21 protein-coding genes and 4 tRNA genes are annotated in these 24,380 nt (G+C 39.0%); 24 read left to right on the top strand and 1 reads right to left on the bottom strand.

All coding sequences use genetic code 11. The features are described from left to right. The first annotated feature begins 20 nt into the window (after window positions 1-20). The 21 genes from ALW18_06465 to ALW18_06365 all read left to right on the top strand — a co-directional run bounded on the left by ALW18_06465 (window position 21) and on the right by ALW18_06365 (window position 18,842). Window positions 21-248, top strand: a complete 228-nt coding sequence (locus tag ALW18_06465) for a PspC family transcriptional regulator (GenBank protein ID AOE52188.1) — start codon at window positions 21-23, stop codon at window positions 246-248. Window positions 249-259: 11 nt separating this feature from the next. Beyond that, window positions 260-1,156 carry a hypothetical protein gene (locus ALW18_06460; protein ID AOE52187.1) on the top strand — a complete coding sequence of 299 codons (897 nt, stop codon included), beginning with the start codon at window positions 260-262 and terminating at the stop codon, window positions 1,154-1,156. 15 nt (window positions 1,157-1,171) lie between these two features. Continuing rightward, the gene (locus ALW18_06455; GenBank protein AOE52186.1) at window positions 1,172-2,314 is read left to right on the top strand and encodes an acyl-CoA dehydrogenase; all 1,143 of its coding nucleotides are present in this window, start codon (window positions 1,172-1,174) and stop codon (window positions 2,312-2,314) included. 160 nt (window positions 2,315-2,474) lie between these two features. Then, window positions 2,475-3,830, top strand: coding sequence for an alpha-amylase (locus ALW18_06450; protein ID AOE52185.1), 1,356 nt, complete (start codon window positions 2,475-2,477; stop codon window positions 3,828-3,830). Between the two features lie 73 nt (window positions 3,831-3,903). Then, on the top strand, window positions 3,904-4,098 hold the full coding sequence (locus ALW18_06445; protein ID AOE52184.1) for a 30S ribosomal protein S21: 195 nt from the start codon (window positions 3,904-3,906) through the stop codon (window positions 4,096-4,098). A gap of 72 nt (window positions 4,099-4,170) precedes the next feature. Continuing rightward, entirely contained in the window at window positions 4,171-5,073 is a 903-nt protein-coding gene (locus tag ALW18_06440) for an integrase (protein ID AOE52183.1), read from the top strand. A 30-nt stretch (window positions 5,074-5,103) separates the two neighbouring features. Then, window positions 5,104-5,406 carry an RNA polymerase subunit sigma-54 gene (locus tag ALW18_06435; protein AOE52182.1) on the top strand — a complete coding sequence of 101 codons (303 nt, stop codon included), beginning with the start codon at window positions 5,104-5,106 and terminating at the stop codon, window positions 5,404-5,406. 92 nt (window positions 5,407-5,498) lie between these two features. Continuing rightward, window positions 5,499-5,575, top strand: a tRNA-Thr gene (locus ALW18_06430). Between the two features lie 125 nt (window positions 5,576-5,700). Beyond that, a tRNA-Tyr gene (locus ALW18_06425) sits at window positions 5,701-5,784 on the top strand. 21 nt (window positions 5,785-5,805) lie between these two features. Continuing rightward, a tRNA-Thr gene (locus ALW18_06420) sits at window positions 5,806-5,880 on the top strand. Window positions 5,881-5,931: 51 nt separating this feature from the next. After that, window positions 5,932-7,116: an elongation factor Tu gene (gene tuf, locus ALW18_06415; protein ID AOE52181.1), complete on the top strand. Its 1,185-nt coding sequence runs from the start codon at window positions 5,932-5,934 to the stop codon at window positions 7,114-7,116. Between the two features lie 58 nt (window positions 7,117-7,174). After that, a tRNA-Trp gene (locus ALW18_06410) sits at window positions 7,175-7,248 on the top strand. Window positions 7,249-7,261: 13 nt separating this feature from the next. Continuing rightward, a complete protein-coding gene (locus ALW18_06405; GenBank protein ID AOE52180.1) occupies window positions 7,262-7,459 on the top strand; it encodes a preprotein translocase subunit SecE in 198 nt (65 codons plus the stop codon). A gap of 10 nt (window positions 7,460-7,469) precedes the next feature. Continuing rightward, window positions 7,470-8,021, top strand: coding sequence for an antitermination protein NusG (locus tag ALW18_06400; protein AOE52179.1), 552 nt, complete (start codon window positions 7,470-7,472; stop codon window positions 8,019-8,021). A gap of 70 nt (window positions 8,022-8,091) precedes the next feature. Next, window positions 8,092-8,529, top strand: a complete 438-nt coding sequence (locus tag ALW18_06395) for a 50S ribosomal protein L11 (GenBank protein AOE52178.1) — start codon at window positions 8,092-8,094, stop codon at window positions 8,527-8,529. An 18-nt stretch (window positions 8,530-8,547) separates the two neighbouring features. Further along, window positions 8,548-9,237 carry a 50S ribosomal protein L1 gene (locus ALW18_06390; GenBank protein AOE52177.1) on the top strand — a complete coding sequence of 230 codons (690 nt, stop codon included), beginning with the start codon at window positions 8,548-8,550 and terminating at the stop codon, window positions 9,235-9,237. A gap of 22 nt (window positions 9,238-9,259) precedes the next feature. Beyond that, a complete protein-coding gene (locus ALW18_06385) occupies window positions 9,260-9,775 on the top strand; it encodes a 50S ribosomal protein L10 (GenBank protein ID AOE52176.1) in 516 nt (171 codons plus the stop codon). A gap of 67 nt (window positions 9,776-9,842) precedes the next feature. After that, window positions 9,843-10,217 (top strand): 50S ribosomal protein L7/L12, encoded by a 375-nt coding sequence (locus ALW18_06380; GenBank protein AOE52175.1) that lies wholly within the window; start codon window positions 9,843-9,845, stop codon window positions 10,215-10,217. 127 nt (window positions 10,218-10,344) lie between these two features. Next, window positions 10,345-14,157 (top strand): DNA-directed RNA polymerase subunit beta, encoded by a 3,813-nt coding sequence (gene rpoB, locus ALW18_06375; GenBank protein AOE52174.1) that lies wholly within the window; start codon window positions 10,345-10,347, stop codon window positions 14,155-14,157. Window positions 14,158-14,227: 70 nt separating this feature from the next. Then, window positions 14,228-18,526 (top strand): DNA-directed RNA polymerase subunit beta', encoded by a 4,299-nt coding sequence (locus ALW18_06370; GenBank protein AOE52173.1) that lies wholly within the window; start codon window positions 14,228-14,230, stop codon window positions 18,524-18,526. Between the two features lie 4 nt (window positions 18,527-18,530). Beyond that, window positions 18,531-18,842, top strand: coding sequence for a hypothetical protein (locus ALW18_06365; GenBank protein AOE52172.1), 312 nt, complete (start codon window positions 18,531-18,533; stop codon window positions 18,840-18,842). A 41-nt stretch (window positions 18,843-18,883) separates the two neighbouring features. Here the strand turns inward: ALW18_06365 and ALW18_06360 are convergent, their stop codons facing one another. After that, on the bottom strand, window positions 18,884-20,653 hold the full coding sequence (locus ALW18_06360; protein AOE52171.1) for an AIPR protein: 1,770 nt from the start codon (window positions 20,651-20,653) through the stop codon (window positions 18,884-18,886). Between the two features lie 164 nt (window positions 20,654-20,817). Between ALW18_06360 and ALW18_06355 the strand changes: the two genes are divergently transcribed. The 3 genes from ALW18_06355 to ALW18_06345 are packed head-to-tail and all read left to right on the top strand — an operon-like array spanning window position 20,818 to window position 24,365. Next, the gene (locus ALW18_06355) at window positions 20,818-22,704 is read left to right on the top strand and encodes a DNA mismatch repair protein MutL (protein ID AOE52170.1); all 1,887 of its coding nucleotides are present in this window, start codon (window positions 20,818-20,820) and stop codon (window positions 22,702-22,704) included. Beyond that, window positions 22,704-23,456: a protease gene (locus tag ALW18_06350; GenBank protein ID AOE54328.1), complete on the top strand. Its 753-nt coding sequence runs from the start codon at window positions 22,704-22,706 to the stop codon at window positions 23,454-23,456. Before ALW18_06355 ends, ALW18_06350 begins: the two co-directional genes overlap by 1 nt. Window positions 23,457-23,459: 3 nt before the next feature. Then, window positions 23,460-24,365 carry a transmembrane rhomboid family protein gene (locus ALW18_06345; GenBank protein AOE52169.1) on the top strand — a complete coding sequence of 302 codons (906 nt, stop codon included), beginning with the start codon at window positions 23,460-23,462 and terminating at the stop codon, window positions 24,363-24,365. Window positions 24,366-24,380 lie beyond the last annotated feature (15 nt).

The following is a 24,380-nucleotide window of genomic DNA, read 5'->3' as shown; positions in this document are numbered from 1 at the left end:
AATAAATCAATATTACGATAATGTCTTTTATAACCAACATACGTCATTTCTTCGAAAAACACGGATTTGAAGTGTCGCAACGCCTTGCAGACAGGCTGGGTATGCGTGCTACAAATGTAAGGTTGTTTTTTATCTATATTTCTTTTGTCACTGTTGGTCTATGGTTTGGCGTTTATCTTACACTGGCATTTTGGCTACGCCTTAAAGATATGGTGTACACGAAAAGAAGTTCTGTTTTCGACTTGTAATAATCAGAAGCATGCCTAAGCCTTTCCGGTTCTTTCACCTGTTTACAAAAAGTCAGCAAAAAGGAATACTTGCCTTATTTGCATTACTGATTTTTGTGCAGGTTCTTTATTTCATTTTTACTTCGATCGATTTTACTTCAAAAAGAGAAAAATCGGCAGAGGAAAAACAATGGCTGGCGCTTCAATCAAAAATTGATGAATTAAAAGCGAAGAAGCGTGGGCACAAAGACACGATTTATCTTTTCAATCCAAATTACCTAAACGATTACAAGGGCTATGTGCTTGGACTGTCTGTAAAAGATTTAGACAGGTTGTATGCATATCGTAAAACGGGCAGTTATATAAATTCTGCTAAAGATTTTCAGAAAGTAACCCACATACACGACACGCTTTTAACGAAATTATCGGCCTATTTTAAATTTGGCGTGAAACCGGATTATACAAAGACTGAATCTTTAATTAAAGAAAGCAGGGTATATAATAAGGAGTCGAAATCCGAAATGGCTTTAAAAGTAAGTGATATAAATACCGCACTAGAGGAAGATCTTGTAAAAGTATTTGGTATAGGGCCGTTTTATGCTAAAGAGATTTTACGCAGGCGGGCGATGTTAGGTGGATTCGTTAGTATGGATCAGATGGATGATTTTACAGCATTTTCACCGGAGGCTAAATTGGGACTGAAAAAGAGTTTTAAAGTTATCGGTCAGCCTGATGTCGAAAAAATAAATGTAAATACAGCGTCATTACTGCAACTGTCGCGTTTTCCGTACTTTAATAGAGATGTGGCTAAAAGTATAATTACTGAACGCAGTATGAATGGAAAATTGCATAAAATTGATGATTTGTTAAAGATTAGCAATTTTCCTGTTGATAAAGTAAAAATAATTGCCTTATATTTGGAATTCTAAAAAAATCAAACAAAAATGAATTTTGAATATAATGAAACGCAAAGCATGATCGCAGAAGCGATCAGGGATTTTGCAGAGCAGCACATCCGTCCGAACATTATGGACTGGGACGAAAGCCAGCATTTTCCGGTAGACTTATTTAAGCAATTAGGCGAAATGGGCTATATGGGAGTATTGGTTCCTGAAGAATACGGCGGGTCGGGTCTTGGTTACCACGAATACATCACCGTTGTTGAAGAGATTTCTAAAGTAGATCCTTCTATCGGTCTTTCTGTTGCTGCTCATAACTCTTTATGTACTAATCATATACTTACTTTCGGTAATGAAGAGCAAAAAAAGAAATGGTTGCCTAAACTGGCTACTGCCGAGCATATTGGCGCCTGGGGCCTTACAGAACACAACACAGGGTCTGATGCAGGAGGTATGAATACTACTGCTGTTAAAGATGGTGACCATTGGGTTGTAAACGGTGCTAAAAACTTTATTACACACGCAAAATCAGGAGACGTAGCGGTTGTGATTGTACGTACCGGAGAAAAAGGAGATTCAAAAGGAATGACAGCTTTCGTTTTTGAAAAAGGCATGCAGGGCTTTACAAGTGGTAAAAAAGAAAATAAACTGGGTATGCGCGCGAGCGAAACCGCAGAACTTATATTTGATAACTGCCGCATACCGGATGCCAACAGGCTTGGTGAGGTAGGGGATGGTTTTGTTCAGGCTATGAAAATACTTGACGGTGGGCGTATCTCTATCGGAGCGTTATCATTAGGTATTGCTAAAGGTGCTTACGAAGCGGCATTGAAATATTCAAAAGAGCGCCATCAGTTTGGTCAGCCGATAAGTAACTTCCAGGGAATTGCCTTTAAGCTTGCTGATATGGCTACAGAAATTGAAGCTTCAGAATTATTGCTTCACAAAGCTGCATACCTTAAGAACAATAATAAGAAAATGACTGTTGCCGGTGCAATGGGTAAAATGTATTCTTCTGAGGTATGTGTAAGGGTTTCTAACGAGGCAGTACAAATACACGGAGGATATGGCTATACGAAAGATTACCCGGTAGAAAAATTCTACAGGGATTCTAAGCTATGTACTATCGGCGAGGGAACTACCGAAATTCAGAAACTTGTTATTTCGCGTCATTTGCTTAAAGATTAGGTAATTAAAATATAAATAGCTTTAAAGGCTTCTGTATCTGCAGAAGCCTTTTTTATTTTTATTTATCAACACTATAACGTTGTAGTTGATGTGTTGGTGTGAAATAAGTAATTGTGAATACTGAATTTTATAAATTAGGTAATAATCAAACCTATTAATTATGAAATGCATATTTACAATTGTAGTCTCTGCTTTTATTATGTGGGGCTGCTCCGGTGATGCTGATGTATCAGAAAAAAACAATCAGGCAAATAGCCAAAATGAAAACCGTATTCCTGCCAAGGCTGCAGGTTCTAAAGTTATGATGCAGGCTTTCTACTGGGATGTTCCCGGTGGTGGCACCTGGTGGAATACAATATCGGGAAAAGTCCCTTCATGGGCTAACGCTGGTATTGATGCAATATGGCTGCCGCCGGCTACCAAAGCACAAAATGGGGGTTATTCGATGGGGTACGATCCGTTTGATTACTTTGACTTTGGGAGTTATAATCAAATGGGAAATGTTGAAACCCGTTTTGGCTCTTTGACAGAAATACAATCACTTATCAATACAGCACACAATAATAATATAGATGTTATTGCTGATATAGTAATCAATCATAATAGTGGTGGTGCGTCTGAGTTTAATCCCTATACAGGAGCTAATACATGGACAAGCTTTACGCCCGCTTCAGGATTGTTTTTACGTTCATATAATGATTTTCATCCAAATGATGTTCATGCGTCCGACGCCGGCTCTTTTGGAGGTTATCCGGATCTATGTCATGATAAGGCTTATGTTCAGGACTGGCTCTATAATAATCCTAATTCTATAGCTAAATATTATAAAAATGTAATGCATTTTGATGGTTGGCGATTTGACTATGTAAAAGGTTTTGAGCCGTGGGTGGTGAAAAACTTTAAAAATGCAGTGGGAGGTTTTACGGTTGGAGAATATTGGGATGGTAATGCAGCTACATTAGAGACGTGGGCAAATAGTGCAGAATCAAGTGCTTTTGATTTTGCCTGCTATTATAAGATGCGCGATGCACTTAATAATGCCGATCTTACACAGCTAAATGGTGATATGTTGTTAAAACGTAATCCATATAGAGCGGTAACGTTTGTATCTAATCATGACACTAATGAGATATTTAATAATAAGATACTGGCCTATGCTTATATTCTAACCCACGAAGGATATCCATGTATGTTTTACAGGGATTATGAGGAATGGCTGGATAAGAACAAGTTAAATAATCTTATTTGGATCCACAACAATAAGGCATCGGGTAATACAACATATCTGTATGCAGATAACGATGAATATGTAGCACGAAGAAATGGCAGCCCCGGAATTATAGTTTATATTAATAATAGCGATTCTTGGCAGGAGCGATGGGTAGATACCAATTGGGCGAATTCTACAATTAAAGACTACACAGGTAATTCGGTATGGGAGCCTGTAACGCAGGCAGATACCTGGGTTAAGGTTCAGGCGCCGCCTCATGGATATACTATTTGGTCGGTAAAATAAAATATAAATTTAGTTTGTGAGGTTTAAAAAAAAGATATAAGTTTGCACCCTTAACGAGAGGAGGTGTTATATTATGTTGATTATACCAATTAAAGACGGAGAAAATATTGATAGAGCGCTTAAGCGTTACAAAAGAAAATTTGATAAAACAGGCGTTGTACGTCAGTTAAGAAAGCGTCAGGCATTCATCAAACCTTCAGTTGTAAGAAGAGTTCAGGTTCAGAAAGCAAGTTATATCCAGGGACTAAGAGATTCTCTAGAGAATTAATCAATCCATAGGATTAAAAATACTTACCGTTAGCAGAAAAGTTTCATAACTTTGCTGTTAACGGTTTTTTTTATGGTCGATTCTAAACAAGCATATGCAGATTATCTATTAAAGGAAAAAAACTATTCCTTATTAACGCTGCGTGCTTATACCGACGATGTTGCTTCTTTTGAGAAATTTATAAAAGAAGAGGATGAAGGTGTTTCTTTAGAAGAGATTAATTATAGTTTTATACGTCGGTGGGTGGTAAGCCTGGTTGAGTCCGGGATGGCTAACAAGACAGTAAACCGTAAAATATCCTCACTAAAATCATTTTATAAATTTTTACTTCGCTCAAGGCAAATAACGGTGAATCCATTGCTGCAGCATAAATCCCTCAAAACAGAAAAAAAAGTACAGGTTCCTTTTTCAGAAAAAGAACTTCAGGATGTTATGTCTGATGTTGATTATCCTGATGATTTTGAGGGGATAAGGAATAGGTTGATAATCGAAATTTTTTATACTACGGGAATTCGTCGTGCGGAGCTTATTGGTCTTAAGCTGAATAGTTTCGATTCGGGAAACCACACGCTTAAAGTGTTAGGGAAACGTAATAAAGAGCGTATACTCCCGGTATTGGAGTGTACGTCTCAATTGTTGGGAAGGTATCTTGTTGAAAGACGGAAGCTTACTTCGGTTACAAATCCTGATGTGTTAATTTTAAACAGCCGTGGCAATAAAGTCAGTGAATCCTTTGTTTATAGGTTAATAAATAGTTACTTTAGTGTTGTCTCCGGGAAGGTAAAGAAGAGTCCTCACGTGCTTCGGCACACATTTGCGACACATTTACTTAACAATGGAGCCGATTTGAATTCAGTAAAAGAGTTATTGGGGCATGCGAGTTTATCGTCTACACAAATTTATACCCACAGCAGTCTTGCTGAGTTGAAAAAGGTGTATGGAGATTCTCATCCTCGCAGCCGTGGCGATTCTTAAAAATGTTTAACGAATAAAAAGTTTGAGATTATGAAAGTAAATGTTCATGCAGTCAACTTTAATGTTGACAGGAAACTGGTGGGCTATGTTCAGGACCGTTTGGATAAGCTTGAAAAGTATTATGACAAAGTAGTGGGTTCGGATGTCTATTTTAAACTGGATAATACCAGTGATAAACAAAATAAGATAGCAGAGATTAAAGTTGCAGTCCCGGGAGACGAGTTTATAGTCAAAAAACAGTGTAAAACATTTGAGGAGGCTGTTGAATTAGCGGCCGATTCTATGGAACGTTTACTTATGAAAAGAAAACAAAAAATCAGAGCATACTCATAAAGAGAAAAAAAAGTTGAAAAATGTTTTGATTAAAAAATAAATTCTCTACATTTGCAGTCCGTTAGAAATAGCGGACTTTTTTATTGTAAGTTGCCGGTGTAGCTCAGCTGGCTAGAGCAGCTGATTTGTAATCAGCAGGTCGTGGGTTCGAGTCCCTCTATCGGCTCAAATAAAGAGTTTTTATTGTTTTGGTTTTCTTAAATTGTGATTCCGTTGAGGATGAGATGTTTAAAATAAAGCTTTGATAATTTTAGCTCAAACGTTTTTTGAAAAAGCAACTGAAAGTAAAGGTTAGGGGAGATACTCAAGCGGCCAACGAGGACGGACTGTAAATCCGTTGGGAAACCTTCGAAGGTTCGAATCCTTCTCTCCCCACTAAAACAGCCCTGCTGTTACGTTGCCGGTGTAGCTCAGGGGTAGAGTGCTTCCTTGGTAAGGAAGAGGTCACGGGTTCAATTCCCGTCATTGGCTCAAGTTAAAAGAATTTGAACACTAATTATATAACTAAGATTAAATTATTAAATCATGGCAAAGGAAACTTTTGATAGGTCGAAGCCGCACCTTAACATAGGTACAATCGGACACGTTGACCACGGTAAAACAACTTTGACTGCTGCTATTACTAAAGTATTATCAGATGCAGGTTTTTCTGAAGCAAAATCATTTGATCAAATTGATAACGCTCCTGAAGAAAAAGAAAGAGGTATTACAATTAATACTTCACACGTAGAATATGCTACAGCTAACCGTCACTATGCTCACGTTGACTGTCCAGGTCACGCGGATTACGTGAAAAACATGGTTACTGGTGCTGCTCAGATGGATGGTGCTATCCTTGTAGTTGCTGCAACTGATGGACCAATGCCTCAAACACGTGAGCACATCCTTCTAGGTCGCCAGGTTGGTGTTCCAAGAATGGTTGTATTTATGAATAAAGTGGATATGGTTGATGATGCTGAGCTTCTTGAGCTGGTTGAAATGGAAATCAGAGATCTACTATCTTTCTATCAATATGATGGTGATAACGGACCAGTTATCCAAGGTTCTGCTCTAGGTGCACTTAATGGTGAGCCTCAGTGGGTTGATACAGTTTTAGCTCTTATGGAGGCTGTTGATACTTGGATTGAAATGCCGGTACGTGATGTTGAGAAACCATTCCTTATGCCTGTTGAAGACGTATTTACAATTACTGGTCGTGGAACTGTTGCTACAGGTCGTATCGAAACTGGTGTTGCTAATACAGGTGATGCAGTTGAAATCATTGGTATGGGTGCTGAGAAGCTTACTTCTACAATCACTGGTGTTGAGATGTTCCGTAAAATCCTTGATAGAGGTGAAGCTGGAGATAACGTAGGTTTACTTCTACGTGGTATCGATAAAGCTGATATCAAAAGAGGTATGGTTATCATTAAGCCAGGATCTGTTAAGCCACATGCTCATTTCAATGCAGAGGTTTATATCCTTAAAAAAGAAGAAGGTGGACGTCACACTCCATTCCATAATAACTACCGTCCGCAGTTCTATGTAAGAACTACAGACGTAACAGGAACTATCACTCTTCCAGCTGGTGTAGAGATGGTAATGCCTGGAGATAACCTTACTATTGAGGTAACGCTTCTTAGCCCAATCGCTCTTAGCGTAGGTCTTCGTTTCGCTATCCGTGAAGGTGGTCGTACAGTAGGTGCAGGTCAGGTAACTGAGATCCTATAGTAGTATATTAAATATATAAAACAGTCCGGTGCTCCGGTTCCGGACTGTTTTTTAACAAACGGGTGTAGTTCAAGGGTAGAATAGCGGTCTCCAAAACCGTTGATGGGGGTTCGAATCCCTCCACCCGTGCAAAAAACGAAATACAATGGCAAAGGTTACTAATTACATATCGGAGGCATTTACAGAGTTAAAATCTAATGTAACATGGCCTGAGTGGGCTGAAATACAGCGCCTTACTATTATTGTTGCTGTTTTTTCGGTAATATTTGCTTTAGTTACTTTTGGTATCGATAAGGGCTTTGAGGTTCTTGTGGCGAATATATATAAGTTTCTAAAAAATTAATTTTATTGCAATGACTGATAACAGTGTCAAAAAGTGGTATGTGGTTAGAGCGGTAAGCGGTCAGGAAAATAAAGTAAAAAACTACATAGAAACGGAAATTAACAGACTTGGAATGGGAGATTATATCTCTCAGGTTCTTGTTCCTACTGAAAAAGTGGTTCAAGTGCGTGATGGTAAAAAAATCAGCAAAGACAGGGTTTATTTTCCGGGATATGTGATGGTAGAGGCTAACCTAACTGGCGAAATACCTCACATTATTAAGTCTATTACAGGTGTTATTGGCTTTCTTGGCGAGACTAAGGGTGGCGATGCGGTTCCGTTACGCCTTTCTGAGGTTAACAGGATGCTTGGTAAAGTAGACGAATTATCTGTTAAAACTGACAATGTAGCTATACCGTTCTCGGTTGGTGAAACTGTAAAAGTTATTGACGGGCCATTTAACGGTTTCAACGGAAGCGTTGAGAAAGTAAATGAAGAGAAGCGTAAGCTGGAAGTTATGGTGAAGATTTTCGGAAGAAAAACGCCGCTTGAACTTAGCTTTATGCAAGTAGAAAAAGTATAATTTTTGTTACACTTATTATAAATCACATCATTCGCTTCCAATGAAGATGTGCTAAATTTTTTTTAAAGAAATGGCTAAAGAAATTAGTAAAGTAGTAAAACTACAAGTTAAGGGAGGTGCTGCGAACCCGTCGCCACCGGTTGGACCTGCTTTGGGGGCTGCTGGAGTTAACATCATGGAGTTCTGTAAGCAGTTTAATGCTAGGACTCAGGATAAACCAGGCAAGATTTTACCAGTGCAAATTACTGTGTATAAAGACAAATCTTTCGAGTTTGTTGTTAAAACGCCACCGGCTGCTATCCAATTATTGGACGCTGCTAAACTTAAAGGGGGTTCTGGTGAGCCTAACCGTAAGAAAGTAGCTAGCGTTACCTGGGATCAAATCAGGGCTATTGCTGAAGACAAAATGGCTGACTTAAACGCTTTCACTATTGAGAAAGCTATGAGTATGATTGCCGGAACTGCAAGGTCTATGGGTATAACAGTATCAGGAACAGCTCCTTTTTAATCTAAAGAAAAAGAAGAAATGGCAAAATTGACAAAAAAACAAAAAGAGGCTGCTTCAAAAATTGAGAAGAACAAGCTGTATTCATTGAAAGATGCTTCTGCATTAATCAAAACAGTTGCTACTGCAAAATTTGATGAGTCTGTTGATATCGCAGTACGTCTGGGAGTAGATCCAAGAAAAGCGAATCAAATGGTAAGGGGTGTTGTTACACTTCCTCATGGTACAGGTAAAGATGTAAGAGTTCTTGCTCTTGTAACTCCTGATAAAGAAGCTGAAGCTACAGCTGCTGGTGCAGACTTTGTAGGTTTAGATGATTACCTTCAAAAAATTAAAGACGGATGGACAGATGTTGATGTTATCATCACTATGCCTGCAGTTATGGGTAAACTAGGTCCTTTAGGTAGAATCTTAGGTCCTCGTGGACTTATGCCAAACCCTAAAACAGGAACTGTTACTATGGATGTGGCTAAAGCTGTTCAGGAAGTTAAAGCTGGTAAAATTGACTTTAAAGTTGACAAAACCGGTATCGTTCACGCAGGAATCGGAAGAATTTCTTTTGATGCTGACAAGATAACTGAGAACGCTCACGAAATTATTCAAACATTAATCAAATTGAAACCAACTGCAGCTAAAGGTACATACATTAAGAGTATACATATCTCTTCTACTATGAGCCCTGCTATCGCTTTAGATCCTAAAGCAGTATAATTGGTAGTTAAAAAGTTTTATTATGACCAAAGAAGAAAAATCAAGAGTTATTGAAGATTTAACTGCACAGTTGGCTGGTACAAACGTTGTTTATGTAACAGATATTTCAGGACTTAATGCAGAGAATACTTCAAACTTAAGGAGAGCTTGTTTTAAAGCTGGTATAAAACTTGAAGTTGTTAAGAACACCCTGCTTGAAAAAGCAATGGAAAGTGCCGAGAACAACTATGGTGAACTACCTACTATCCTAAAAGGAAGTACTTCAATAATGATCGCTGAGAACGGAAACGCTCCTGCTAAGATCATCAAAGAATTCCGTAAAAAATCTGATAAACCAGTTCTTAAAGGTGCTTACATCTTTGAAGCAGTGTTCATCGGTGACAACCAGCTTGACGCCCTTGTAGCACTTAAATCTAAAGACGAAGTTATCGGAGAAATCATCGGTCTACTTCAATCGCCTGCTAAAAACGTTATTTCTGCCCTTAAATCTGGTGGTAATACAATCGCAGGACTTGTTAAAACATTATCTGAGAAATAATCAGGTAATACGCGCAGAACGCACTTTATAAATTATATATTACAAACTATTTAAAACGATAGAAAAAATGGCAGATTTGAAACAATTCGCAGAACAACTAGTTAATCTTACAGTTAAAGAAGTTAACGAACTAGCTACAATATTAAAAGATGAGTATGGAATCGAGCCTGCTGCTGCTGCAGTAGTTGCTGGTCCTGCTGCTGGAGGTGATGCTCCTGCTGCTGAAGAGCAAACTGAGTTCACTGTAGTTCTTAAAGATGCTGGTGCTTCTAAATTAGGCGTTGTTAAAGCTGTAAAAGAACTTACAGGTTTAGGTCTTAAAGAAGCTAAAGATCTTGTAGACGGTGCTCCTACAAACGTTAAAGAAGGTATCTCTAAAGAAGAGGCTGAAGGTCTTAAAAAATCTTTAGAAGAAGCTGGAGCTGTTGTTGAGCTTAAATAAGCTTACATAAGTTACAAAACCCAGGTTTAGGCCTTGAGAAGTACTCTCAAAGGCCTAAACCATTTTTCGTATAATAACATTTTTATACGTTTTTAATAAATTATTTTAATCAAAATTTTGTCCATTGATGATAACAAATCAGACTGAAAGATTAAATTTTGCCTCAACAAAAAACATCCCTGATTACCCGGACTTCCTTGACATTCAGGTAAAATCCTTTAAGGATTTTTTCCAGCTTGAAACCAAATCAGATGAAAGAGGCAACGAAGGTCTTTATAACACCTTCATGGAAAACTTTCCGATTACTGATACAAGAAATCAGTTTGTATTGGAGTTCCTTGATTACTTTGTTGATCCGCCACGTTATACAATTGAAGAATGTATAGACAGGGGACTTACTTATAGCGTGCCTTTAAAAGCCAGGCTGAAGCTATATTGTACAGATCCTGAGCATGAAGATTTTGAAACTATTGTACAGGATGTATATTTGGGAACTATCCCTTATATGACTCCTAGCGGTACTTTTGTTATCAACGGTGCAGAACGAGTAGTTGTATCTCAGCTTCACAGATCTCCCGGAGTTTTCTTTGGCCAATCCTTCCACGCAAACGGAACAAAATTATACTCTGCAAGGGTAATTCCTTTCAAAGGTTCTTGGATAGAATTCGCTACAGACATTAACAGTGTTATGTACGCTTATATCGACAGAAAGAAAAAGCTTCCTGTTACTACACTATTCAGAGCAATTGGTTTTGAAAGAGATAAAGACATCCTTGAAATATTTGATCTTGCTGAAGAGATTAAAGTTTCAAAAACCGGTCTTAAGAAGTATATCGGCAGAAGACTTGCTGCACGTGTATTGAATACTTGGCACGAGGATTTCGTGGATGAGGATACAGGTGAGGTAGTTTCTATCGAGCGTAACGAAATTATATTAGACAGGGATACTATCATCGACAAAGATAATGTTGAGGAAATTATCGACTCTAACGTAAAAACAATATTGCTTCATAAAGAGGATAATAATCAGGCAGATTATGCTATTATCCATAATACTTTACAGAAAGACCCTACAAACTCGGAAAAAGAAGCTGTAGAGCATATTTACCGTCAGCTGCGTAATGCAGAACCACCTGATGAGGAAACGGCTCGAGGCATTATAGATAAATTGTTCTTCTCTGACCAACGTTATAACCTAGGTGAAGTTGGTCGTTACAGAATGAACAAAAAACTTGGTCTTGACATCCCGATGGAAAAGCAGGTGCTTACCAAAGAGGATATCATTACCATTGTAAAATATCTTATTGAGCTTATCAACTCTAAAGCAGAGATTGATGATATTGACCACTTATCTAACCGTCGTGTTCGTACGGTAGGTGAGCAGTTATCAGCTCAGTTTGGTGTAGGTTTAGCCCGTATGGCAAGAACCATCAGAGAGCGTATGAACGTTAGGGATAACGAGGTGTTTACACCTATCGACCTTATCAATGCTAAAACATTGTCGTCGGTAATCAACTCTTTCTTTGGTACAAACCAGCTTTCTCAGTTCATGGACCAAACCAATCCGCTTGCAGAGATTACCCACAAAAGGAGGTTATCTGCACTAGGACCAGGTGGTTTATCAAGGGAAAGAGCAGGTTTCGAGGTGCGAGATGTTCACTATACGCACTATGGCCGTTTATGTCCTATCGAAACGCCTGAAGGACCAAACATTGGTTTGATCTCTTCACTTGGTGTTTACGCTAAGGTAAACGGAATGGGCTTTATTGAAACGCCATACCGTAAAGTAACTGATGGTAGAGTTGATTTAGAGTCAACACCAATCTACCTAAGTGCTGAAGAAGAAGAAGGTAAAATGATCGCTCAGGCGAACATTGCTATGGATGAAACCGGTAAAATAACTGCAGATAAGGTTATTGCCCGTGAGGAAGGTGACTTCCCGGTGGTTGACCCTAACGTGGTTCACTATACTGACGTTGCTCCTAACCAGATCGCTTCTATCTCGGCTTCATTAATTCCGTTCCTGGAGCACGATGATGCTAACCGTGCGTTGATGGGATCGAACATGATGCGCCAGGCGGTTCCTCTTTTACGTCCGGAAGCCCCAATTGTGGGTACAGGATTGGAGCGCCAGGTAGCTTCTGACTCAAGGGTACTTATCAATGCTGAGGGCAATGGTACTGTTGAGTATGTTGATGCTAATGAGATTACAATTAAATATGACAGAACTGATCGTGAGAGAAGCGTAAGCTTTGATCCGGATGAGAAAACATATCAGCTTATCAAGTTCAGAAAAACAAATCAGAGTACAAGTATCAACCTTAAACCTATCGTAAGAAAAGGTGACAGGGTAAGACTTGGTCAGGTTCTTTGTGAAGGCTATGCTACACAAAACGGAGAGCTTGCTCTTGGACGTAACCTTAAAGTGGCGTTCATGCCTTGGAAAGGTTATAACTTTGAGGATGCAATCGTAATTTCTGAAAAAGTTGTTCGTGATGATATCTTTACGTCTATCCACGTAGATGATTACTCTCTTGAAGTAAGGGACACTAAATTAGGTAACGAAGAGTTAACTAATGATATCCCTAACGTAAGTGAGGAAGCTACTAAAGATCTTGATGAAAACGGTATGATCAGGATTGGTGCCGAGGTTAAACCTGGCGACATCCTTATCGGTAAGATTACTCCAAAAGGTGAATCTGACCCAACACCGGAAGAAAAACTTCTTCGTGCAATCTTTGGTGATAAAGCAGGTGATGTAAAAGATGCGTCATTAAAAGCGTCTCCATCATTACATGGTGTTGTACTTGATAAAAAACTGTTTGCGCGTGCCGTTAAGGATAAACGTAAACGTACAAAAGATAAAGACGATTTAGGAAAACTTGAAATGGATTTTGAAGTTAAGTTCATCGAACTTAAAGACAGATTGATTGACAAGTTATTCAATATCGTTAACGGAAAAACTTCACAGGGAGTTATGAATGATCTGGGTGAGGAAGTATTACCAAAAGGTAAGAAATACACTCAGAAAATGTTATACGCTGTTGAAGATTTTGCTCACTTAACTAAAGGTCAGTGGACTACGGACGATGAAACCAATGCAATGGTTAACGACCTTATCCACAACTATAAAATTAAGCTGAATGACCTTCAGGGTGCCCTAAGAAGAGAGAAATTCACAATTACTGTGGGTGATGAACTTCCGTCAGGTATCTTAAAACTTGCTAAAGTTTACATCGCTAAGAAACGTAAGCTTAAAGTGGGTGATAAAATGGCAGGTCGTCACGGTAACAAAGGTATTGTTGCTAAGATCGTTCGTCACGAAGATATGCCTTTCCTTGAGGATGGTACTCCGGTTGACATCGTTCTTAACCCGCTTGGTGTACCATCGCGTATGAACATCGGTCAGATCTATGAAACGGTTCTTGGATGGGCAGGTATGAACTTAGGCAGGAAATTTGCTACTCCTATTTTCGACGGTGCCTCTCTTGACCAGATCAACGAACTTACAGATGAGGCAGGTATTCCAAGATTTGGACACACTTACCTTTATGATGGAGGAACCGGAGAACGTTTCCACCAGCCGGCTACAGTAGGTGTTATCTACATGCTGAAATTAGGACACATGGTTGACGATAAGATGCACGCACGTTCTATCGGTCCATACTCGCTTATCACGCAGCAGCCTCTTGGAGGTAAAGCGCAATTTGGTGGTCAGCGTTTTGGAGAGATGGAGGTTTGGGCTCTTGAGGCATACGGTGCTTCTAGTACTCTAAGGGAGATACTGACTGTTAAATCGGATGACGTTATCGGTAGGGCTAAAACTTACGAAGCTATCGTTAAGGGTGAAACCATGCCGGAACCAGGACTACCTGAATCGTTCAATGTATTAATGCATGAACTTAAAGGTCTGGGTCTGGACATCAGATTAGAAGAATAAATTTCTACGGGAATGGTGCAATGCACCATTCCCTTCTATACTTTTTTAATAAATTGATAGATTACATATCATGACGAGATTAAAAGATAAAAATACCATTAAAAGATTCAACAAGATTTCCATCGGACTTGCTTCGCCGGAATCTATCCTTGCTGAGTCAAGAGGTGAAGTTCTTAAGCCGGAAACTATTAACTATCGTACCCACAAACCAGAAAGAGACGGCCTTTTCTGTGAGCGTATTTTTGGTCCTGTAAAGGATTTTGAATGTGCTTGCGGTAAATACAAAAGGATTCGTTATAAGGGGATTGTTTGTGACCGATGTGGTGTTGAAGTTACTGAAAAGAAAGTACGTCGTGACAGAGTAGGGCACATCAACCTTGTAGTGCCTATTGCTCACATATGGTATTTCCGTTCGCTTCCTAATAAAATTGGTTATATCCTGGGCCTTCCTTCTAAGAAATTAGACATGATCATATACTATGAAAGATATGTGGTTATTCAGGCTGGTATTGCCAAAGGACCGGATGGTGAAAATGCTAAACGATTAGATTTCTTAACTGAAGAAGAGTACCTTAATATCCTTGATACACTTCCGCAGGAAAATCAATACTTAGACGATACAGACCCTAACAAGTTTATCGCTAAGATGGGTGCTGAGTGTATTATGGATCTGCTTGCAAGGATTGACCTTGATGAGCTTTCGTACCAGTTACGCCACAATGCCAATACAGAAACGTCTAAACAGCGTAAAACAGAAGCCCTTAAAAGGCTTCAGGTTGTAGAATCATTCCGTGAATCTAACTTCAACAGGGAAAACCGCCCTGAGTGGATGATCCTTAAGGTTATACCTGTTATACCGCCGGAGCTTCGCCCATTGGTGCCGCTTGATGGTGGACGTTTTGCAACATCAGATTTAAATGACCTTTACCGTAGGGTAATTATCCGTAACAACCGTCTTAAGAGGTTAATGGAAATTAAAGCACCTGAGGTAATTCTTCGTAACGAAAAGCGTATGCTACAGGAATCTGTAGATTCACTATTCGATAACACAAGGAAAGCATCTGCTGTTAAAACAGAATCTAACAGACCATTAAAATCACTTTCTGATTCATTAAAAGGTAAACAAGGGCGTTTCCGTCAAAACTTACTTGGTAAACGTGTTGACTACTCTGCACGTTCGGTAATTGTTGTTGGACCTGAAATGAAACTTTTTGAATGTGGTCTTCCTAAAGACATGGCTGCTGAGCTTTACAAACCGTTTGTTATCAGGAAACTGATTGAGCGTGGAATTGTAAAAACAGTTAAGTCTGCTAAAAAGATAATAGACAAAAAAGAACCTGTAGTTTGGGATATCCTTGAAAACGTAATTAAAGGTCACCCGGTATTACTTAACAGGGCTCCTACTCTTCACAGACTAGGTATACAGGCATTCCAGCCAAAACTTATCGAAGGAAAAGCGATTCAGCTTCATCCATTGGTATGTACGGCGTTCAATGCCGATTTTGATGGTGACCAGATGGCAGTTCACCTTCCGCTAGGACCGGAGGCTATTCTTGAGGCTCAGTTATTAATGCTTGCTTCTCACAATATCCTTAACCCTGCTAACGGTGCGCCAATCACGGTACCTTCTCAAGACATGGTACTTGGTCTGTACTACATGACCAAAGAACGTCTTTCTACTCCGGAGAAGAAAATTTTAGGTGAAGGCCTTACTTTCTATTCTGCAGAAGAAGTAAATATTGCATTAAACGAAGGCCGTCTTGAACTTAATGCCCGTGTGAGAATACGTGCTAAAGATTTCAACGAAAACGGTGAGTTAGTTTATAAAATTATCCAGACAACAGCTGGTAGGGTATTATTCAACGAGGTTGTGCCGGAAGCGGCAGGATACATCAATGAGATCCTTACTAAGAAGTCGCTTAGGGATATTATCGGTTCCATTTTAAGTGTTACCGACGTTCCTACAACGGCAGCGTTCCTTGATAATATGAAAGACATGGGTTATAAATTCGCATTTAGAGGCGGTCTTTCATTCAGTTTAGGAGATATTATTATCCCTGCAAGAAAACAGGAGCTTATTGCCGATGCAAACGAGCAGGTTGATGCGATTTCTGTTAACTATAACATGGGTCTTATTACCAATAACGAGCGTTACAACCAGGTAATTGACGTGTGGACTTCTACGAATGCATTGCTTACAGAACTTGCTATGAAAAACATTAGAGAGGATCAGCAAGGATTCAACTCGGTGTACATGATGCTTGACTCTGGAGCGAGGGGTTCAAAAGAACAGATCCGTCAGCTTACAGGTATGCGTGGTTTGATGGCAAAACCTAAAAAATCAACCGCAGGTGGTGGTGAGATTATTGAGAACCCGATTCTTTCTAACTTTAAGGAAGGTCTATCGATTCTTGAATACTTCATTTCTACTCACGGTGCACGTAAAGGTCTTGCGGATACGGCTCTTAAAACGGCGGATGCTGGTTACCTTACAAGGAGGCTGCACGACGTTTCTCAGGACGTAATCGTAAATTCTGTTGACTGTGGTACGTTAAGGGGTATTGAAGTATCTGCCCTTAAGAAAAACGAAGAGATCGTTGAATCTCTTGGTGAGCGTATCTTAGGCCGTGTTGCACTTCAGGATGTTATTAACCCACTTACAAGTGAGGTTCTTGTACATGCCGGAACGCAAATTACAGAAGCTGAAGTTAAAGCTATCAATGCAGCGCCAATCGAGAGAGTAGAAGTACGTTCTCCATTGACATGTGAAGCTACTAAAGGTATCTGTGCTAAATGTTACGGTCGTAACCTTGCTACAGGAAAAATGACCCAAAGGGGTGAGGCTGTTGGTGTAATTGCCGCACAGTCAATTGGTGAGCCGGGTACTCAGCTTACACTTCGTACATTCCACGTTGGTGGTGTTGCGGGTGGTATCTCTGAGGAATCAAGCATCATTACTAAATTCCGTGGTAGGTTAGAAATTGAAGACCTTAAAACCGTTAAAGGTGAAAATACTGAAGGAGAACAGGTTGATATTGTTGTATCACGTTCTACTGAGTTAAAACTTGTTGACGAGAATACAGGCATTCTTTTAAATACACACAATATTCCTTACGGTTCAAGCATTTTCGTTAAAGACGGGGATGTTGTAGAGCAAGGAACTGTAATATGTAAATGGGACCCTTATAATGGGGTTATCATCTCTGAGTTTACGGGTAAAATTGCTTATGAAGATATCGAACAGGGACAATCGTTCATGGTTGAGATCGATGAGCAAACCGGATTCCAGGAGAAAGTTATCTCTGAGGCAAGGAACAAGAAATTAATTCCTACCTTATTGATATACGGTAAAGACAATGAGCTTATCCGTTCTTACAACTTACCGGTGGGTGCCCACCTTATGGTAGACAACGGTGAGAAAATTAAGGCTGGTAAGATCCTTGTTAAAATACCAAGACGTTCATCTAAAGCGGGCGATATCACCGGAGGTCTTCCAAGGATTACCGAGCTTCTTGAAGCACGTAACCCTTCTAACCCTGCTGTGGTTTCTGAAATTGACGGTGTTGTTTCATTCGGTAAGATCAAAAGGGGTAACCGTGAGATCGTTATCGAGTCTAAATTCGGAGAGATCAAGAAATATTTGGTTAAACTTTCTAACCAGATCCTTGTTCAGGAGAATGACTACGTTAAAGCAGGTCTTCCGTTATCAGATGGTGCTATTACTCCTGAGGATATCCTTAGGATTCAAGGCCCATCTGCAGTACAGCAGTACTTAGTGAACGAAATTCAGGAAGTATACCGTTTACAGGGTGTTAAGATCAATGATAAGCACTTTGAGGTTGTAATCCGTCAAATGATGCGTAAAGTAAGAGTTCAGGATCCGGGAGATACACTTTTCCTTGAAGATCAGCTAATACATACGTCTGACTTTATCGTGGAGAACGACAAACTATATGGAATGAAAGTTGTTGAAGACGCAGGTGACTCTGAAAACCTTAAAGCTGGACAGATCATCACGCCACGTGAGCTAAGAGATGAAAATTCATTACTTAAGCGTAACGACCAAAACCTTGTATCTGCAAGAGACGTAGTTCCGGCAACGGCTACTCCGGTTCTTCAGGGTATTACAAGAGCGTCACTTCAAACTAAATCGTTCATCTCTGCAGCATCGTTCCAGGAAACTACGAAAGTACTGAATGAAGCAGCTGTAGCAGGTAAAGTTGACGGACTTGAAGGACTTAAAGAGAATGTAATCGTTGGTCACAGAATACCTGCAGGTACAGGTATGAGAGATTACGATAACACGATCGTAGGTTCTAAAGAAGAATACAATGAGCTATTAACTCCTAAGGAGGAATATAACTACTAATATAATGAGTGATCAGAATAACCAACAGGGACAGATACAGATCGAACTTGATGAAAAAACAGCTGAGGGAACATACAGTAACCTTGCAATCATCAACCATTCGGCTTCTGAGTTTGTTGTAGATTTCGTAAGCATTATGCCGGGTACGCCCAAGGCAAAAGTGAAATCACGTATTGTGTTAACGCCTCAGCATGCTAAAAGGCTGCTAAAGGCACTTGGGGAAAACATCCACCGCTTTGAAGCCACACACGGCGCTATAAGTGATACGGAGCAACCCTCTATTCCTTTGAGTTTCGGTCCTGCGGGACAGGCTTAATAAATACAAAACCCACTCGAGAGAGTGGGTTTTTTTATGTATTATATACGATAGAATTCAATTAAATGTGAGTCGAAATCTTCACTATCAAACCATTTTCCATAATCGTAAGATTGATATATGCGAATTTCACCCGTTTTCGAATTTTTTTTTATTCTTTGATTTTCAAATTTATTCTTGTAAGTGTCTAAAAAAGTTTGCCAAGGGCCAATTAATTTATGCAGATTTTTGTCGACAGAGTTTTCAAAATCTGCAGTATCTTCAGGTTTGTATAATAACGTCATAGCTCTTACTTTAGCGTAATCGATTATTCCCAATACTTGATTTGTATTTTTGGTAGGGAATAGCTTCTTGAAAACAACAAAACCATAATAAGCATTTTCTAATTTATTATCTTCATTTATTTGGTTGAAATCCAATTTTTGATTTACAAATAATCTTTTTTGTTTACCAGTTGTAATAAAGCCATTAGCAGCATAAAACATTCTAAAAAACAAGTTCCTTTCAATTATTAGTTTTTCCTGAATATATCCGTTGTATATTCCATCAGCAAACTCGCCTCTTTTTCTTTCGTATAATACTCCAAATTTTTCAAATAGTATTTTTTGAATGTTTACATGCATTGAGTCATTAGAAAATTTATCGGCATTTATAACTGGGGTTTGCTGATTTGTCGCATTTGAAATTTCATTTATTAGCTCTATTTTATTTGTATCATCATTTTTATCAAGTAGCGTGATTATTTTAATTAATACTTCTTTGTTTTGAAATACAGCTTCAACATCATTATTAATATTTTCTTCGTAAATTCTACTTAAAGTATAGGAAGTTTGACCGCCATTAATTATTTGAGGATTTTTTACGATTAATTGTGCTTTGTTTTTTTGACCAATTCTTTCATTTATGTATGTTTCATCAGATAGCATTGTAACGCCGTTGTTAAATAATGCGAATTCATTAGTGTCTTTCTCAATTATTGTTTCTTTGATTGCCGTATTTACTTTTTTACCTTCATGGCCTAAATAGCTTCTAGGGTTGTATTTTAAGATCGAATTTTTATATTTATACATTATCTTTCCAAGTTCTATTGTCGGCACAAAAAGTACAGTAATTTCGCATTCACCTTTCTTTGTTTGAACAGTATAACTAATTTTGCTTCCTGCATTTTTATTACTCAAGTCAATATTAATACTTAAGTCAGAGGCTTGAAAAAATGTTCCAGAAATAACTGGGAATATCAGATCTGTATAGCACTTTTCAAAATTAAACACAGTTGATGAGAAACCGTCAGTTAGTTTTCTTAAATCAGATTGCTTAACATCGTTTAAATTGGCTAAAATAATTACTTGGTATGAGTATCGAGCAATATTTTCTGTATTGCCAATCTCACGCTGCAATTGCTTTATTTTTCCGTTATATTCATTACCATCTTCATCGGTTGTCTCACCATTAAGTATTCTGTTTAAATCCATCAATAAAATCTCTTCGAGCAAAATCTCCTTTGTTTCAAAATTTTTGATGTTAGTTCTAAATTTGGACTGAATAAAATAAATTGTTTTATTTTCAGAGTTAATATAATATCCATCGATACCTCCATCAAATGATCCATCAGTTAAAAAACGCTCTCTTTCAGAAAAATCCAAAATACCAAATTTTACCATTAAAAATAGATGTATGAATGCTCTTGATCTAGCTTGATTTAATTCTTCGTCAGACGCATTTTTTTTTGGGGGGTATTTCTTTGGAAATTTCCCATTAGCTTGAGTTACAATCGTATCTAATATGTTTAGTAGAATATGATATTTTGTCATATAATATAATTTTTATAAACCTACAAACTTTTTCTTACAACACAATGCAACTTTCCTCATTCTGAGCACTTTTATTTTGTGAATATTTAGAAAACCGCTTCCTTTCCCCATCCACAATATTTGCTTAACTTTGAGCTACTCAATAAATCCCTTTACCTATTCCCATGTCCAGTATCATTCAATTACTTCCTGACCACGTTGCCAACCAGATAGCTGCCGGAGAGGTGGTACAACGGCCGGCTTCCATCGTTAAGGAATTACTTGAAAACGCTGTTGATGCCGGTGCTACAGAGATAAAACTTGTAGTTAAGGATGCCGGGAAGACCCTTGTTCAGGTTATAGATAACGGAAAAGGCATGAGCGTTACCGACTCCCGTCTGTGTTTTGAACGTCACGCTACATCTAAAATCCGTCATGCTGAAGATCTGTTTTCACTGCATACTAAAGGATTTAGGGGAGAGGCACTGGCTTCCATCGCGGCAATTGCCCATGTGGAACTTAAAACCAAACAGGAGCAGGACGAACTGGGTACGCACCTAATCATCGAAGGAAGTAAATTCATTTCTCAGGATGTAGCGGTATTACCAAGGGGTACATCATTTTCTATTAAAAATCTATTTTTCAATATCCCTGCAAGGCGTAATTTCCTTAAAAGCGATACGGTTGAATTCCGCCATATTGTAGATGAATTTGAGCGTGTTGCCCTGGCCCATGCTAATATCGGATTCATCCTGTATCATAACGGAAGCGAAATGTTCAACCTGCCGGGCTCTAACCAGCGCCAGCGTATTGTAAATGTTTTTGGCGGACGTACCAATGAAAAGCTTGTGCCGGTTAAGGAGAGTACTGAGATTGTCGAGATTCAGGGATTTGTATGCAAACCTGAATTTGCTAAGAAAAACAGGGGAGAGCAGTTCTTTTTTGTGAACGATCGTTTTATTAAAAGCGGTTATCTTCACCATGCTGTCATGGCTGCTTATGAAGGACTTTTAAAAGACGGATGCCAGCCGGGTTACTTTTTATACCTTGATGTTCCGCCGAATACAATTGACATCAACATACACCCAACGAAGACGGAGATTAAATTTGATGATGAGCATGCACTGTATGCGATTCTTCGTTCGGCCATAAAACACAGCTTGGGTCAGTTTAATGTGGCTCCGGTACTTGATTTCGACCGTGATTCTAACCTGGATACACCATACCAGTATGAAGGCAAAGAAGCGGTGATGCCTACTGTTGTGGTAGACCGCTCTTATAATCCTTTTGCTGACGAGAAGCCAATCAGGAGTGGAGGCGGCTCGGGATCGTCGGGTGGAGGGTTTTCTTCACCACCGATGTTTAAAAAAGAAAAAGCTCCGGTGTGGGAAAGTCTGTACACGGGACTATCGGAAGCTGCCGAAGATATTGCAGTAGCTACCGAGATGCATTTCGAATCGGAGGAAGTTACGGGATCACTTTTTAACGATCATGAAGTGGAGCAGTTGGTTCAGAAAACCTATCAGATCCATAAAAAATATATTGTAAGCCCTATTAAGTCGGGCCTTGTTATCATCGACCAGAAAAGGGCACACCAGCGTATATTATACGAGCAGTTCCTTACAAGCATAACGGTGCACCATGCCGCCAGCCAGCAATTGTTGTTTCCGCTTATGTTATATTTCAATAAAACAGAACTTGACCTTATTGAAGAAATGCGTGGTGCTTTAGAGAATACTGGCTTTGTTTTTGCTGAGTTTAACAATGATCACGTTGTTGTTTCCGGACTCCCTGTGAATGTGTCTGAAAGTGAGGTTTCTATACTTTTAGAGGAGCTTATAAACGATCTTCAGCAGGAAGTGCCTGACAGCAGTTTTAGCCAGACTGACAGCATTGCGAAGTCTATGGCGAGAAGCCTGGCTATAAAAACCGGAATTGCTTTGGGTGAAAAAGAACAGGAAAACATGGTTAATTCCCTTTTTGCATGCAAAGAACCGGGAATATCACCTTTTAATAAACCAACTTTCATCACAGTAAGTGTGGAAGATCTAGATAAACGATTTGCTATATGATGCGTATTACAGAAACTGTTAAGCAGTTAATCATAATCAATGTTATATTTTTTATAGGGATGTACTTTGTAGGGGAAAAGACGGCGGTTTCTATTTTAGGACTGCATTTTCCTGAGAATCCTGAATTCAAATTCTGGCAGCCTATAACGTATATGTTTATGCATGGCGGACCAATGCATATCTTATTCAATATGTTTGCATTGTTTTCTTTTGGGGGACTGCTTGAAAATATGTGGGGCGCTAAAAAACTTCTTTTTTTCTATTTCTCCTGTGGTTTAGGAGCAGCATTATTGCATATTGGGATAAATTATATAGTTTTTTATAACGGACTTGAAACATTACAATCTGCTGGTTTTGCGAAAGCGGAAATCATGCAGCTGCTCGCGGAAGGGAAATATAATCCTAAGTGGGAAGAGGTAATGAGTGTTTCTCAATTTACTAATTTCATGGGAACTTACCTTACCCCTACAGTAGGTGCTTCAGGAGCAATTTACGGTATACTTGTTGCGTTTGCATTTACAGTGCCTAACGCAGAATTAATGATGCTGTTCCTCCCAATTCCCATTAAAGCAAAATATTTTGTTCCCGGTATTTTAGCGATAGATTTATTCCTTGGTTTAAAAGGGCAGGCTATATTTGGAAGTGGTGGAGACGGCGTTGCGCACTTTGCCCATCTAGGTGGTGCATTGATAGGTTTTATTATGATGTGGGTATGGAGTAAAAATCAGTTTAATAACAATCGCTGGAATTAATTTATGAGTATTCTCAACGACTTAAAGATGGAATATAGGATAGGCGGCATTACGCAGAAGCTTATCTTCTGGAATGTCGGGCTATTTGCCATACCGATGGTATTATTCAGTATTCTTTCATTGTTCAAGATTGAAGTTCCATTCCTTCGATGGGATATTCCGTTTACAATGGATTGGTTGAGTGTGAGCTCAGATCCTGTCGATTTACTTTGGAAGCCCTGGTCGTTATTAACCTACGCTTTTCTTCACGCCGGGTTTATGCATATCCTTTTTAATATGCTTATGCTCGTATTTGCAGGAAGGCTCTTCCTTACTTTTTTCACTCAGAAACAAATGTTCGGCGTATACCTGCTTTCGGCATTATTTGCAGCATTTATATTTATTCTGAGTTATAACACATTGCCACTGCTTGCAGAACGCGGTGCCTCAAAAATGGTTGGAGCATCTGCAGCAATTATGGCTATTTTGATAGCTACGGCAGTATACAATCCACTTTATGAGATTAGGTTATTACTTATAGGACGGGTAAAACTATGGCATATTGCTATTGTATTTGTACTTTTAGACTTAATATCAGCGTCAGCAGGTAACTCAGGCGGACACCTTGCACATTTAGCGGGTGCGTTGTTTGGATTCATTTATATAAAACTTCTCCAGAACGGAACTGACCTTACTAAAGGTGTATCGGCTGGTATTGACTTTGTCACCAATTTGTTTAAGCCGAGAAAATCGACTCCATTTAAAAAAATATATCGCAATACACCACCAACGCCTTTAAGGGTTGTAAAGCCGGCTACCAAAGATATTACCCAGAAACAAATAGATGATATCCTTGATAAGATCAGTAAATCGGGATATGATAGCCTTACTTCAGCAGAAAAGGAATTTTTAAGTAAAGTTGGCAAATAATTAAGTAGCTTTGGA

The sequence above is a fragment of the Flavobacterium psychrophilum genome (genome assembly GCA_001708385.1).
GTDB lineage: Bacteria > Bacteroidota > Bacteroidia > Flavobacteriales > Flavobacteriaceae > Flavobacterium > Flavobacterium psychrophilum_A.
The sequence above is the reverse complement of the archived record's forward strand: the minus strand, read 5'-3'. Positions and strand labels throughout refer to the sequence as shown.